Origin of the sequence: Pseudomonas sp. PGPPP1, from assembly GCF_002255865.1 — a bacterium.
GTDB classification, from domain to species: domain Bacteria; phylum Pseudomonadota; class Gammaproteobacteria; order Pseudomonadales; family Pseudomonadaceae; genus Aquipseudomonas; species Aquipseudomonas cremoris.
The window spans coordinates 26,355-39,917 of record NZ_NKIG01000006.1; the positions used below are offsets into that span (position 1 = coordinate 26,355).

Genomic DNA, 13,563 nt, shown 5'->3' on the forward strand with positions numbered 1-13,563 from the left:
TTCAGTCGGTGTAACCCAACTTCACCGCCCTGCTCTCCTGCGTTTTCTGGCGTGTCGCCAGGCAGTAATACAACGGGCACGTCACCACCAACCCCACCAGCCACGACAGGTCGGCGCCTTCCACCAGGTTGGCGTACGGGCCCACGTACAGCGACGTATTGGCGAACGGCAGTTGCACCAGGATGCCGATGAAATACGCGACGATGGCATGCAGGTTAAAGCGCCCGTAAATGCCGCCATCCGCCTGGAAGATCGAAGCGATGTCGTAATGGCCGCGCTTGATGATGTAGAAGTCGATCAGGTTGATCGACGCCCACGGCACCAGCACCAGCAACAATGCGAGGATCAGGCCGATAAATTGCGAGATGAAGTTGGCCGACGCGCCCAGCGCCACCAGGCAGCAACCGATCAGGACAACACCCGAGAGCACCACGCGCACCTTGATGCTTGGGGTCCAGTGGCTGGCAAAGGTTTGGATCGAGGTAATGATCGACAGCACCGCGCCGTACAGATTCAGGGCGTTGTGGCTGATGATATTGAGCAGGAACAGCACCATCAGGATCGGCCCCAACCAGCCGGTGGCCTGCTTGACCGCGACCATGGCTTCGGTGCCTTCGGGCGTGGCCAACGCGGCCACCAGGCCAAAGGCGAACGACAAAATGGTGCCGAGGGTGGCGCCGAGGTAGGTGGCAATAAACGGTCGGGTGATGCCGATATCCGCCGGCAGGTAGCGCGAGTAGTCGCTGGTGTAGGGCGAGAAGCTGATCTGCCAGATCACCCCAAGGGACACGGTAGCCAGCCAGCCCGCCAGGTTGAAACCACCACGGCTGAGGAAATCCGCCGGCAAATCGTGGGCGAAGATGTAGATGAACCCTGCGAGCAACGCGCCGCCCATCACCCAGGTGCCGATGCGGTTCAGGCTATGGATAAAGCGGTAGCCGATCACACCGATGGCGGTGGCGCTGAGGGCGCCGATCAGGATGCTCGCCGGTACCGGCACCGATGGCACGATGCCGACGATGGACTTGCCCGCCAGCACGATATTGGAAATGAAAAAGCCGATGTAGATCAGCGCCGCGAAGAACACGATCAGCAGCGCGCCATACCGCCCGAACTGCCCCCGGCTCTGCACCATCTGCGGAATGCCCATGCGCGGGCCCTGGGCTGACGCGAGGGCAATCACGATACCGCCGAGCATGTGCCCGAGGGCAATCGCCAGCAGCCCCCACATCAGGTTGAGGTGAAACACCTGGGCCACCATCGCGCCAGTGACGATAGGCAGCGGCGCAATGTTGGTGCTGAACCATAAGGTGAACAGGTCGCGGGCCTTTCCATGGCGCTCTGCGAGGGGAACGTAATCGACCGTGTGATTCTCGATCAGGGGGTCTTGCCGTGACATCTGGGGCATGGAAATGAACTCGCGTTTGTCTGATCTTATAGTTGTTTGACGCCAAACCGGGGGAGCTCTGCGGCCACCCCTCAGATGAACACCATATTATGGTATTCCAACATTTTCACAAGACTGATCCGTAGTCTTTGCACGCATCTGATCTGCAATTGTGCCACATGGCCCACTGCCATTTCTCGCTGAAAGCCCCGTATTTATTGGTTATAAGACCAAAGGTTGACGCTTGTCGGGCGCTCCAAAAAGCGCTTGCATCGATTGTATTACGGTATACCATCAGACCTACAAACTCATAAAAACCGTTATACCGTCCGAGGACCACCCCATGATCGATGCCGCCATCTACAAACAAGTGATGGGTTCGTTTCCGTCCGGAGTCACCGTGATCACCACCCTGGATGACGACGGGCAAATTGTTGGGCTGACCGCCAGTGCATTCAGCTCGTTGTCCATGGACCCGGCGCTGGTGCTGTTCTGCCCCAACTACAGCTCGGATTCGTACCCGGTGCTGATCAAGAACAAGCGCTTTGCCATCCACGTACTGTCTGGCGGGCAGCAGAACGAAGCCTATGCGTTTGCACGCAAGGGCAAGGACAAGGCGCAAGGCATCGAGTGGACGTTGAGTGCATTGGGCAACCCGATCCTGGCGAATGCCACGGCGGTGATCGAGTGCGAGTTGTGGCGTGAATATGAAGGCGGTGATCACGCGATCATGGTGGGTTCGGTGAAAAACCTGATCGTGCCCGCGCAGAACGCCGGGCCGCTGGTGTATTGCAATGGCAAGATGGGCGCGCTGCCTGTGGTGGCCTGACTGCCACCTTCAAAGACAACACACATCAAAATGTGGGAGCGGGCTTGCTCGCGAATGCGGTGTTTCAGTCGATGTATTCGGTGACTGACAGACTGTATTCGCGAGCAAGCCCGCTCCCACACTTGATTGCATTTCAAAGGGGTGCTGGGGGTAAACCTCAGGTCCGGAACCGGCTGACCAGTTGGTTCAACGTCTGCGACAACGCCGTCAACTGCTGCGCATCCTGGCGCGTGGAGTCGGCCAGGCTCGCCACCAACTGCGCATCCCCGTGAATCTGGCTGATATGCCGGTTGATGTCCTCGGCGACCTGGTGCTGCTCTTCTGCCGCCGTGGCGATCTGGGTGTTCATGTCGCGGATCACGTCCACCGACTCACGGATCAGACCGAAGCTCTCTCGCGCCTCATTGATCGACACCACCGTCTCCTGGGACACCTCCAGGCTCGCATGCATCTGCTTGCCCATCTGGTGGGTACGACGCGCCAAGTTGCCTAATAGTCCGTCAATTTCGCCGGTGGAATCTGCGGTGCGTTTGGCCAATGCGCGCACTTCGTCTGCCACCACGGCAAACCCACGGCCTTGCTCGCCGGCGCGCGCGGCTTCGATGGCCGCGTTGAGCGCCAGCAGGTTGGTCTGTTCGGCGATGGAACGGATGGTGCCGAGGATCGACTGGATGTCGTTGCTGTCGCGCTCCAATTGCTCCATGGCCTGGGCGGAGTGGCCGATCTCTTCGCTCAAGCGCCCGACGCTGTTCACCGCCGCGTCGATCTGCTGCTGCCCGGTATGGGCCTGACGCTGGCCGTTGTCGGCGGAGTCGGCTGCCTGGCTGCAGGAACGTGCCACCTCGTTGGACGTGGCAACCATCTCATGGAACGCCGTGGACACCATGTCCACCGCCTCACGCTGGCGCTCGGCAACTTCGGCCATCTCCACCGACACCTCGGTGGCACTGCCGGAGCTGCTGTGGATCTGTCCGGCGGCCTGGCCGATGCGTTGGATCAACGTGCGGATTGCCTCCAAGAACTGGTTGAACCAGCCAGCCAACTGCGCGGTTTCATCGCGGCCTTTCACATCCAGGCGCGCGGTCAGGTCGCCTTCGCCCTGGGCAATGCCCTCCAAACCGCTGGCCACGCCGCGAATCGGCTTGACGATCAACCCGGCGAACCAAGCGCCCGCCACCGCAAACAGCAAGCCGCACACCAGCGCAATGCCTGCGATCAACCACGTGAGTCGCGCTGCGCCGGCCATCACTTCACTCTCACGCACCAGCCCGACAAAGCGCCAGCCCAACGCCTTGGACGGCCACACCAGCGCCATGTAGCGCTCCCCCGCCAGCTCTACCTGCACCAGGCCCTGGCCGGCTTCGCTCAACTGGCGATAACCCTCGCCCAGGTCGCCGAGTTTCTTGAAGTTGTGGGACGGGTTATTCGGGTCCACCAGCACTGTGTTGTTGGCTTCCATCAACATCAGGTAACCGCTCTCCCCCAGCTTGATCTGCTTGACCAAGTCAGTGAGCTGCTTGAGCGACACGTCGATATTCACCACGCCGCTGCGGTCATTGAAACTTTGTACGGTACTGACCAGTACCACATCGTCGGCCGCCCAGTAATAGGCTTCGGTGCGCAGGGTCTTGCCCGGCTGTGCCATGGCGGTTTTGTACCAGGGACGTGTGCGCGGGTCGTAACTGGCCAGTGCAGGGTCGCCCGGCCAGAACACATAACCGCCGTCTTCGGTGCCTAAAGACAAGTAGGTGTAGGCCGAATGACTCTTGGCCAACCCCTCGAACAGTGTGAACAGTTGTTGGTCGCGCTCGCCGGTCGCGACCTGCGCCGCATCGCTGGCCAGGTAGCGCTTCACCTGGCCATTGATGCCCTGCAATTGCGGGTGCGCTGCCAAGTAGGCAACGTTCTGGCTGATGCCTTCGAAAAACAGCTGCATGGCATTGTCGACCTGGCGGATCTCGCGCCCGCTGCTGTCGACAAAGCTGTCCCGTGCCTCGTGGCGCACATTGAGGATGATCAGCACCGCCACCAGTATCACCGGCAAGCTGGCGATGACCGCAAAGGCCAGGATCAATTTTTGTTTTATGTTCATCAGGCTCGCCTTCCTTGTGAGGTGAGGGTGTAACCGTTGGAGAGAAAAGTTTTGCGGATATTTCGTATTATGGTATACCAACAATCAATCCGCCGAACAGCTGTCATCCGTGACAGGCCTCACAGTGGCGAGAGTACTTAAGGGCCCGCAGTCGACAGGCCGATCACAATAGATCCGAGGTAAGCGTCATGAAGTTTTCCCTGTTCGTACACATGGAACGTTGGGATGAAAGCGTCAGCCACCGTCAGTTGTTCGAAGACCTGACCGAATTGACCCTGATGGCCGAGGCCGGTGGTTTCAGCACCGTCTGGATTGGCGAACACCACGCAATGGAATACACCATCTCGCCCAGCCCGATGCCGCTGCTGGCTTACCTCGCAGCCAAGACCACCACGATTCACCTGGGCGCCGGCACCATCATCGCGCCGTTCTGGCACCCACTGCGGGTGGCGGGCGAATGTGCATTGCTCGATGTGATCAGCAACGGGCGCATGGAAGTCGGACTGGCCCGTGGCGCCTACCAAGTGGAATTCGACCGCATGGCTGGCGGCATGCCCGCGTCCAGCGGCGGCCAGGCCCTGCGTGAAATGGTGCCGGTGGTGCGTGCACTGTGGAAAGGCGACTACGCCCACGACGGCGACATCTGGAAATTCCCCACCTCCACCAGCGTGCCCAAGCCGATCCAGCAACCCAACCCACCGATGTGGATCGCCGCCCGCGACCCGGACTCCCACAACTTTGCGGTGGCCAATGGCTGCAACGTGATGGTTACGCCGCTGATGAAGGGCGATGAAGAAGTCCTGGACCTGAAAAACAAATTCCAGGCCGCCCTCGACAACAACCCAGACGTGCCACGCCCGCAACTGATGGTGCTGCGTCACACCCACGTGCATGCCGAAAACGACCCAGAGGGTTGGAAAGTCGGGGCCCAGGCGATTTCGAAGTTCTATCGCACCTTCGATGCCTGGTTCGGTAACAAGACCGTGCCGGTCAACGGCTTCCTCGAGCCAAGCCCGGAAGAGAAATTCGCCGGTCGTCCTGAGTTCGAACTGGAAAGCCTGCACAAGACCGCGATGATCGGCACCGCTGCAGAGATCATCCCGCGCATTCAGTACTACCAGGAACTGGGGGTGGATGAATTCAGCTTCTGGTGCGACAACAGCCTGCCTCATGCCGAGAAGAAGAAGTCGTTGGCGCTGTTTATCGAGCAGGTAGTGCCCGCGTTTCGCTAAGCGGCGCGGACCTCAAATGTGAGGGCGGGCTTGTGTGGGAGCTGGCTTGCCTGCGAAAGCGGCGGCATAGCCGACAGAGATGTTGGCTGACGCACTGCTTTCGCGAGCAAGCCCGCTCCCACATTTTGGCCCATGTACATCAGTCAGATCTGTGCAAACGCGTGCCCCGCCCGCCACGCGACATTTAGCCTCAGCCCATCATCTCAGCACCTGTAATAGTCTATTGCAGGACTCTAATGTACTAACCAGTTACTTTACTTGCTAAAATCGCGTCTTTGCCCTCTCACCTTCGAGCATTTATCGATATGAAACGAGCATCGCGCGCCGCTGGCGTCTCTAGATTCATCCTGCTGGGCCTGGGCGTGATCATCGCCCTGCTCGGCGTGGCGCTGGCCGTTGGCGGCGTCAAACTGGTCAGCCTGGGAGGTTCCTGGTACTTCCTGGTCGGCGGCGTGGCCATGGCGATTGCCGGCCTGCTGATCGCCTGCCGCAAGCCAGCGGGCGCCTGGTTGTTCGCCGCCTTCCTGGTGGGCACGGCCATTTGGGCGGTAGCGGATGTGGGCCTGGTGTTCTGGCCACTGTTCTCGCGCGTGTTCATGTTTGCGGCCATCGGCATGGTGGTAGCGCTGGTCTACCCACAACTGGTCGGACGACCTGCACGCGGCGCCTATGGCGTAGCTGCGGTATTGGCCGTCGGCGTGGCAGTGGCCGCCGGCAATATGTTTGTCGCCCACCCAAGCGTAGCCTCTAACGGCACCGGCCCGGGCATTACGCCGGTGGCGGCAGCCGATGCACAGAAAGACTGGGCGCACTACGGCAACACCGAAGGTGGCAGCCGCTTCGCTGCGCTGGACCAGATCAACCGCAACACCGTCAACAAACTCAAGGTGGCATGGACCTACCACACCGGTGACGTGGCCATCAGCGACGGCAACGGCGCCGAAGACCAGCTCACCCCGCTGCAGATCGGCAACAAAGTGTTCATCTGCACGCCCCACAACAATTTGATCGCCCTCGACGCCGACACCGGCAAAGAGCTGTGGAAGAACGAAGTCAACGCCAAATCGGCGGTCTGGCAGCGTTGCCGTGGCATGGCTTACTTCGACGCCACCGCGCCGATTGCCCAGCCGACCCAGCCCAACAGCTCGCCGATCATTGCTGCCAGCGTGCCTGCCGGCGCGCAGTGCCAGCGTCGTCTGCTGACCAACACCATTGATGCCCGACTGATCGCGGTCGACGCCGACACCGGCAAGTTCTGCGAAGACTTCGGCACTCACGGCCAAGTGGATTTGAAAGCCGGCCTGGGCAACGTTCCAGACAGCTACTACCAACTGTCGTCTGCTCCACTGATCGCCGGCACCACTGTCGTCGTCGGCGGCCGCGTCGCTGACAACGTGCAAACCGACATGCCAGGCGGCGTGATCCGTGGTTTTGACGTGATCACCGGCCAGATGCGCTGGGCGTTCGACCCAGGCAACCCGGAAGACAAAAAAGCCCCGGCCGAGGGCAGCACTTATGTGCGCAGCACCCCGAACAGCTGGGCGCCGATGTCCTACGACCCGCTGATGAATACGCTGTTCTTGCCGATGGGCAGCTCGTCCACCGACATCTACGGCGTGGAACGCACCCAGCTCAACCACAAATACGGCGCTTCGGTGTTGGCGCTGGACGCCTCTACCGGCGCTGAAAAGTGGGTGTACCAAACCGTCCACAATGACCTGTGGGACTTCGACCTGCCGATGCAGCCAAGCCTGATCGACTTCACCGCGCCAGGCACCGTCAAAGCCGTGCCTGCGGTGGTGATCGGCACCAAGGCCGGGCAGATCTACGTGCTGGATCGCGCCACCGGTAAACCGCTGACCGAGGTTAAAGAAGTACCGGTCAAGGCCGCGAACATCCCCAACGAGCCGTACTCCCCTACCCAGCCGAAATCGGTGGGCATGCCGCAGATCGGCGCGCAAACCCTGACCGAATCGGACATGTGGGGCGCCACGCCGTTCGACCAGTTGCTGTGCCGCATCGACTTCAAGGGCATGCGCTACGAAGGCCTGTACACCGCGCCGGGCACCGATAAATCCCTGAGCTTCCCAGGCTCCCTGGGCGGCATGAACTGGGGCAGCATCTCTACCGACCCGGTGCATGGCTTTATCTTCGTCAACGACATGCGCTTGGGCCTGTGGATCCAGATGGTGCCGTCGCAGAACAAGGCCCAGGCCTCGTCCGGTGGCGAAGCGCTGAACACCGGCATGGGCGCCGTACCGCTCAAGGGCACGCCGTATGCGGTGAACAAAAACCGCTTCCTGTCGGTGGCTGGTATTCCGTGCCAGGCGCCGCCGTTCGGCACCCTCACCGCGATCGACATGAAGACCCAAAAGGTCGCCTGGCAAGTACCGGTGGGCACCGTTGAAGACACCGGCCCACTGGGCATTCGCATGCACTTGCCGATCAAGATCGGCCTGCCAACCCTGGGCGGCACCCTGTCGACTCAAGGTGGCCTGATCTTCATCGCCGGCACCCAGGACTTCTACCTGCGCGCCTTCAACAGCGCCAACGGTGATGAAATCTGGAAAGCCCGCCTGCCCGTCGGCAGCCAAGGCGGCCCGATGACCTACGTGTCGCCGAAAACCGGCAAGCAGTACGTGGTCATCACCGCTGGCGGCGCCCGCCAGTCCACTGACCGTGGCGACTATGTGATCGCCTACGCATTGCCATAACCCGCTCTTAGCGCGGTGCCCCCGCACCGCGCTTTTCGTTTGGAAGATACGCATGACCCCCACTTCTCACCTACCCCTTGGGCGCCTGTTGCTGGGCCTCGCCCTGGGCGCCGCACTGCCCGTGCAAGCCGATGACACCACCCTGACCGGCGACTGGGGCGGCCTGCGCCGCGAGCTCGACGAAAAAGGCATTCGCTTTACCGGTGACTACAGCGGCGAAACCGCCTACAACGCCGACGGCGGCCTGCATCGCTCGGCGCGCTACTCGCAGAATCTCAAGCTCGGCGTGCAGTTCGACCTGGGCAAGCTCTATGGCTTCAATAATGGCGATCGCATCCAGGTCACGATCAATGACCGTCGCGGCAACAGCGCGTCCGAGGATTTGGTGGGTAACCGCCTGCCGATCCAGGAAAACTACGGTGGCCTCTACACCCGTCTTACCGAACTGAGCTACGAGCGCACCCTGTTTACCCCGGCGCTCAATGTGAAGCTCGGCTACATGGCCATGGGCAATGACCTCGGCGGCCTGGACAGCGGCATTCTGTGCAACTTCATGAACGCCGGTTTCTGCGGACACCCGCTGAACATGTCGGGCGGCAGCGGCTGGACCAACTACCCCAACGCTCGCCTGGGCGCACGGGTCAAATATGACTTTTCGCCAAGCTGGCAACTGCGCGTGGCCGCGTTCAACGTCGACCCGGACAGCAACGGCAACTCCAGCCGCGCCTGGAAGCTCAGCCCCAAGCACACCACCGGCACTGTGGTGCCCATCGAACTGGTGTACAAGCACGCAGGCCCACTGCCGGGTGAATACAAGCTGGGCTATTACTACGACAGCTCTGACGTAAAACGTATCGGCAGCACCAAGGACGTCAGCGGTCGCGGCGGCCACTACCTGCTGATCGACCAGGCCGTGTGGGCCTCGGGCTCATCCGCTGGCCGTGTGCTGCACGCCTTCGGCCAATACTCCGCCGCCAGCGAAGCGGCCTCGCCCTTCACCAAGTGGTATGGCGCAGGCGTGGTGCTGTACAAACCGTTCGAAGGCCGACCACGTGACACCCTGGCCCTGGGCTACGGTCGCGCTGTACCCAACCCGCGCAGTCGTGATGTGCAGGAAGCGGCCGCCTTCAACGCGGGCACCGACTATCCCAACCTGAACAATGCCGAACAACTGATCGAACTCAGCTACGGTTATCAAGCCACGCCATGGCTGACCCTTCGCCCGGATGTGCAATACATCATCGAGCCAGGGGCGTTTTCCGGTGACAACATCGACAACGCCCTGGTGCTTGGCCTGCAGGTCAAAGCGGTGTTCTGAACCGGCTCACTTGTCCTCCGACGGCAAAGCCCTGTTCGCCTGTTCGAGCGCAGTAATGCGCTCGACTTTCGCCCCTGAACGCTCCGCTTCGAATTCCGACTCCAGAAACACCTTGACGATGCTCTTGGCCAGCTCGGGCCCGATCACCCGTGCACCGATGGACAGGATCTGTGCATCGTTGCTTTTGCGTGCACGCTCGGCCGAATACGTGTCGTGAGCCTGGGCAGCCCGCACGCCTTTGATCTTGTTCGCTGAAATCGCCATGCCGATACCGGTGCCGCAAATCAGCACGCCCAAGCGCTGCTCGCCCGCGCCCACCGCCATCGCCACGGCTGCCGCGATATCCGGGTACAGCACCGGGCTGGACGAATAGCAGCCGAAATCCTCAATCCCATAGCCCAAGCTTTCGATATAGCGCTTGAGCAACTCCTTGAGTTCGAAGCCGGCTTCATCGCAGCCGACGGCTACCGAAAACCTTGTTTGTGCACCCATCACGCTTCCTCCGCCGCCTTTCATACCGATCAAATGATCACTTAGTGAAAATATGCACAAACATTAGCAGATGACGGACACATCGCTGTCAAGGCTTATTTAAAGGGTTATCCACATTAAAACCGTGAAAGGACGGCAAGACCCGATGCCAGGCCATTGACAAAATGCCCACGGCCGGTTTAAACATATGATCACCATCCGATCATATGATCAGATAGTTCTAATAAGAAAATCAGCAAGAGGACACACCGATGGCCACGCCATTACTGCTCCAGGCTGAACACGTTTCCAAGGCCTATGCTGGGGTTCCTGCCCTGCGCGACGGGCGCCTCTCCCTGCGGGCCGGCAGCGTACACGCCCTGTGTGGCGGCAACGGCGCGGGCAAATCGACCTTCCTCAGTATCCTCATGGGCATCACCCAGCGTGACGCCGGCACCATTTTGCTCAACGGCCAGCCCGTGCAATTCGACCGTCCCAGTGCAGCGCTCGCTGCCGGGGTGGCGATGATCACCCAAGAGCTGGAACCCATTCCCTACATGACGGTGGCCGAGAACATCTGGCTGGGCCGCGAGCCGCGTCGCGTCGGCTGCATTGTCGACACCAAGGAATTGAACCGGCGCACCCGCGAGCTGCTGCAAAGCCTGGAGTTCGACGTGGACGCCACCAGCCCCATGCACCGCTTGAGCGTGGCGCAGATTCAACTGGTGGAAATCGCCAAGGCCTTCAGCCATGACTGCCAAGTGATGATCATGGATGAACCCACCTCGGCTATCGGCGAACACGAAGCACAAACCCTGTTCAAGGCGATCCGCCGCCTCACCGACCGTGGCGCCGGCATCATCTATGTGTCCCACCGCCTCAGCGAACTGGCGCAGATCGCCGACGAGTACAGCATCTTCCGCGACGGTGCCTTCGTGGAAAGCGGGCGCATGGCCGACATTGACCGCGCCCACCTGGTGCGCGGCATCGTCGGCCAGGAGCTGCAACGTATCGACCACAAAGTGGGCCGCGAATGCGCCGCCACCACTTGCCTGGATGTCAGCGGCTTGAGCCGCGACGGCGAGTTCCACGACATCAGCCTGCAACTGCGCCAGGGCGAGATTCTCGGTATCTATGGGCTGATGGGCTCCGGGCGCAGTGAATTCCTCAACTGCCTGTACGGCCTGACCCTGCCGGATGCCGGCAGCGCGACCCTGCAAGGCCAACCGCTGCCGACCGGCACGCCCGCCGCGACGATTCGCGCGGGGATGTCGCTGGTCACCGAAGACCGTAAAGACAGTGGCCTGGTGCTCAGTGGCAGCATCCTCGCCAACATCGCACTGTCGGCCTACAAGCAACTGTCGAGTTGGTCGGTGATCAACGCGCGCAAGGAAAACGCCTTGGCCCAAAGCATGGTCAAGCGGCTGCAGATCAAGGTCTCGTCCCTGGACCTGCCGGTGGAATCCATGAGCGGCGGCAACCAGCAAAAAGTGGTGCTCGCCAAATGCCTGTCGACCCAGCCGATTTGCCTGCTGTGCGACGAGCCCACCCGTGGCATCGACGAAGGCGCCAAGCAGGAGATCTATCACCTGCTGGACGAGTTCGTGCGGGCTGGGGGCGCGGCCATCGTGGTGTCGTCCGAGGCGCCGGAGTTGCTGCATTTGAGTGATCGAATCGCCGTGTTCAAGGGCGGTCGCCTGGTGACCGTCAGCACCGACACCGCCCTTTCCCAGGAAGCCTTGTTGAGTCTTGCCTCATGAACAGTAAAGTCCTTGCCGCCCCCGTCACCGCCCCGCCGCGCAACCGCCTGCGCCTGTCCCTCGACCGTTTCGGCCTGCCGCTGGTGTTTATCCTGCTGTGCCTGGTGATGGCGTTTTCCAGCGAATACTTCATGACCTGGCGCAACTGGATGGACATCCTGCGCCAGACCTCTATCAACGGCATCCTCGCCGTAGGCATGACCTACGTGATCCTGACCAAGGGCATCGACCTGTCGGTGGGCTCGATCCTGGCCTTCGCCGGCTTGTGCAGCGCCTTGGTCGCCACCCAGGGCTATGGCCTGCTGGCGGCCGTCAGCGCCGGGATGTTTGCCGGGGCCATGCTCGGCGTGGTCAACGGCTTTATGGTCGCCAACCTGAGCATCCCGCCGTTCGTGGCCACCCTCGGCATGCTCAGCGTGGCGCGGGGCATGACCTTTATCCTCAACGACGGCAGCCCGGTTACCGACCTGCCGGACAGCTTCCTGGCCCTGGGCATCGGCAAGCTTGGCCCCATTGGCGTGCCGATCATTATCTTTGCGGTGGTCGCGCTGATCTTTTGGATGGTGCTGCGCTACACCACCTACGGGCGCTACGTGTACGCGGTGGGTGGCAATGAAAAGAGCGCACGCACCTCTGGTATCGGCGTGCGCAAGGTGACGTTTTCGGTGTATGTGATTTCCGGGCTGTTGGCGGGGTTGGCCGGCGTGGTGCTGGCGGCGCGCACCACCTCGGCGCTGCCCCAGGCGGGCGTGTCGTATGAGCTGGACGCGATTGCCGCCGTGGTGATCGGCGGCACCAGCCTGTCGGGCGGCACCGGCAGCATTGTCGGCACGTTGTTTGGCGCACTGCTGATCGGCGTGATCAACAACGGCTTGAACCTGCTCGGGGTGTCTTCGTATTACCAACAAGTGGCCAAGGGGTTGATCATCGTGCTTGCGGTGCTGATCGACGTCTGGCGCAAGAAAAAACGCTAAGTGGAGTGTGTGCAATGTCCAATTTCTGGAACCAGGCGTTCGACCTCACCGGCCGTTGCGCCGTGATCACCGGAGGCGCCGCCGGTATCGGCCTGGCCTGTGCCAATTTGTTGGTGGAACGTGGCGCTCGGGTAGCTTTGCTGGATCGCGACCCGGCGGTGGTCGAAGTGGCTGCCAGCCTTGGCAGCGGTCACGTGGGGCTGGTGGCTGACTTGCGCCAGCTGGAGTCGGTACAGGCTGCGGTTGATGAGGCTGCCGCCAAGCTCGGGCGTATTGATTACCTGGTCAACAGCGCCGGCGTCGCCCTGCTGGACAAGGCCTTGGAAGTCAGCGAAAACGCCTGGGACACCACCCTGGATATCAACCTCAAGGCCAGCTTCTTCGTGGCCCAGGCCTGCGCCCGGCATATGATCGAAGGCGGCGGCGGACGCATCGTCAACCTTGCCTCCCAAGCCGCCGTGATCGGCCTGGACCGCCACGTTGCGTACTGCGCCAGCAAGGCGGCGGTGGTCGGCATGACCAAGGTCTTGGCGATGGAATGGGCGCCCCATGGTATCAACGTCAACGCCGTGTCGCCGACCATCGTCGAGACCGCCCTGGGCAAGAAGGCCTGGGCGGGTGAGCTGGGGGAACGGGCCAAGTTGCAGATCCCGGTGGGCCGTTTCGCCCAACCGGAAGAAATCGCCGGCCTGGTGCTGTACCTGGTCAGCGACGCAGCCAAGATGATCACCGGCGAAAACGTGGTGATCGACGGCGGCTACAGCATTCAGTAAACCGATTCCAGAC

General features: G+C 61.4%; 10 protein-coding genes and 1 pseudogene. 7 read left to right on the forward strand and 4 right to left on the reverse strand.

All coding sequences use genetic code 11. The features are described 5' to 3' along the window. Position 1: 1 nt before the first annotated feature. Positions 2–1,408, reverse strand: a complete 1,407-nt coding sequence (locus tag CFE47_RS09760) for a purine-cytosine permease family protein (protein WP_185710223.1) — start codon at positions 1,406–1,408, stop codon at positions 2–4. 322 nt (positions 1,409–1,730) lie between these two features. Between CFE47_RS09760 and CFE47_RS09765 the strand changes: the two genes are divergently transcribed. Beyond that, positions 1,731–2,216, forward strand: a complete 486-nt coding sequence (locus CFE47_RS09765) for a flavin reductase family protein (protein WP_185710222.1) — start codon at positions 1,731–1,733, stop codon at positions 2,214–2,216. 157 nt (positions 2,217–2,373) lie between these two features. Here CFE47_RS09765 and CFE47_RS31740 read toward each other — a convergent pair whose 3' ends face one another. Both CFE47_RS31740 and CFE47_RS31745 read right to left on the reverse strand, forming a co-directional pair. Beyond that, on the reverse strand, positions 2,374–3,141 hold the full coding sequence (locus tag CFE47_RS31740; protein ID WP_502695464.1) for a methyl-accepting chemotaxis protein: 768 nt from the start codon (positions 3,139–3,141) through the stop codon (positions 2,374–2,376). A gap of 138 nt (positions 3,142–3,279) precedes the next feature. After that, positions 3,280–4,308, reverse strand: a pseudogene (locus tag CFE47_RS31745) (cache domain-containing protein); the annotation flags it as partial. Between the two features lie 188 nt (positions 4,309–4,496). Between CFE47_RS31745 and CFE47_RS09775 the strand changes: the two are divergent. The 3 genes from CFE47_RS09775 to CFE47_RS09785 all read left to right on the forward strand — a co-directional run bounded on the left by CFE47_RS09775 (position 4,497) and on the right by CFE47_RS09785 (position 9,572). Next, positions 4,497–5,540, forward strand: coding sequence for an LLM class flavin-dependent oxidoreductase (locus CFE47_RS09775; RefSeq protein WP_286836545.1), 1,044 nt, complete (start codon positions 4,497–4,499; stop codon positions 5,538–5,540). Positions 5,541–5,845: 305 nt separating this feature from the next. Continuing rightward, positions 5,846–8,254: a glucose/quinate/shikimate family membrane-bound PQQ-dependent dehydrogenase gene (locus tag CFE47_RS09780; protein ID WP_286836547.1), complete on the forward strand. Its 2,409-nt coding sequence runs from the start codon at positions 5,846–5,848 to the stop codon at positions 8,252–8,254. A 52-nt stretch (positions 8,255–8,306) separates the two neighbouring features. Continuing rightward, on the forward strand, positions 8,307–9,572 hold the full coding sequence (locus tag CFE47_RS09785) for a carbohydrate porin (RefSeq protein WP_286836549.1): 1,266 nt from the start codon (positions 8,307–8,309) through the stop codon (positions 9,570–9,572). A gap of 6 nt (positions 9,573–9,578) precedes the next feature. Here the strand turns inward: CFE47_RS09785 and rpiB are convergent, their stop codons facing one another. Next, positions 9,579–10,064: a ribose 5-phosphate isomerase B gene (gene rpiB / locus CFE47_RS09790; protein ID WP_286836552.1), complete on the reverse strand. Its 486-nt coding sequence runs from the start codon at positions 10,062–10,064 to the stop codon at positions 9,579–9,581. A gap of 251 nt (positions 10,065–10,315) precedes the next feature. Here rpiB and CFE47_RS09795 point away from each other — a divergent pair, with 251 nt between their 5' ends. From CFE47_RS09795 to CFE47_RS09805, 3 genes are read left to right on the forward strand one after another with little or no spacing between them, the layout of a single operon-like run. Continuing rightward, positions 10,316–11,803: a sugar ABC transporter ATP-binding protein gene (locus tag CFE47_RS09795; protein WP_185710216.1), complete on the forward strand. Its 1,488-nt coding sequence runs from the start codon at positions 10,316–10,318 to the stop codon at positions 11,801–11,803. Further along, a complete protein-coding gene (locus CFE47_RS09800; protein WP_248487728.1) occupies positions 11,800–12,777 on the forward strand; it encodes an ABC transporter permease in 978 nt (325 codons plus the stop codon). The genes CFE47_RS09795 and CFE47_RS09800 overlap by 4 nt, the downstream gene beginning before the upstream one ends. Before the next feature lie 14 nt (positions 12,778–12,791). Next, entirely contained in the window at positions 12,792–13,550 is a 759-nt protein-coding gene (locus tag CFE47_RS09805; RefSeq protein ID WP_286836555.1) for an SDR family oxidoreductase, read from the forward strand. Positions 13,551–13,563: the final 13 nt, after the last annotated feature.

Bases quoted from the DNA above. Each gene is read 5' to 3' on its own strand.
- CFE47_RS09760 (WP_185710223.1), bottom strand. From the start codon at position 1,408: ATGCCCCAGATGTCACGGCAAGACCCCCTGATCGAGAATCACACGGTC.
- CFE47_RS09765 (WP_185710222.1), top strand. From the start codon at position 1,731: ATGATCGATGCCGCCATCTACAAACAAGTGATGGGTTCGTTTCCGTCC.
- CFE47_RS31740 (WP_502695464.1), bottom strand. From the start codon at position 3,141: ATGGCCGAAGTTGCCGAGCGCCAGCGTGAGGCGGTGGACATGGTGTCC.
- CFE47_RS09775 (WP_286836545.1), top strand. From the start codon at position 4,497: ATGAAGTTTTCCCTGTTCGTACACATGGAACGTTGGGATGAAAGCGTC.
- CFE47_RS09780 (WP_286836547.1), top strand. From the start codon at position 5,846: ATGAAACGAGCATCGCGCGCCGCTGGCGTCTCTAGATTCATCCTGCTG.
- CFE47_RS09785 (WP_286836549.1), top strand. From the start codon at position 8,307: ATGACCCCCACTTCTCACCTACCCCTTGGGCGCCTGTTGCTGGGCCTC.
- rpiB (WP_286836552.1), bottom strand. From the start codon at position 10,064: ATGGGTGCACAAACAAGGTTTTCGGTAGCCGTCGGCTGCGATGAAGCC.
- CFE47_RS09795 (WP_185710216.1), top strand. From the start codon at position 10,316: ATGGCCACGCCATTACTGCTCCAGGCTGAACACGTTTCCAAGGCCTAT.
- CFE47_RS09800 (WP_248487728.1), top strand. From the start codon at position 11,800: ATGAACAGTAAAGTCCTTGCCGCCCCCGTCACCGCCCCGCCGCGCAAC.
- CFE47_RS09805 (WP_286836555.1), top strand. From the start codon at position 12,792: ATGTCCAATTTCTGGAACCAGGCGTTCGACCTCACCGGCCGTTGCGCC.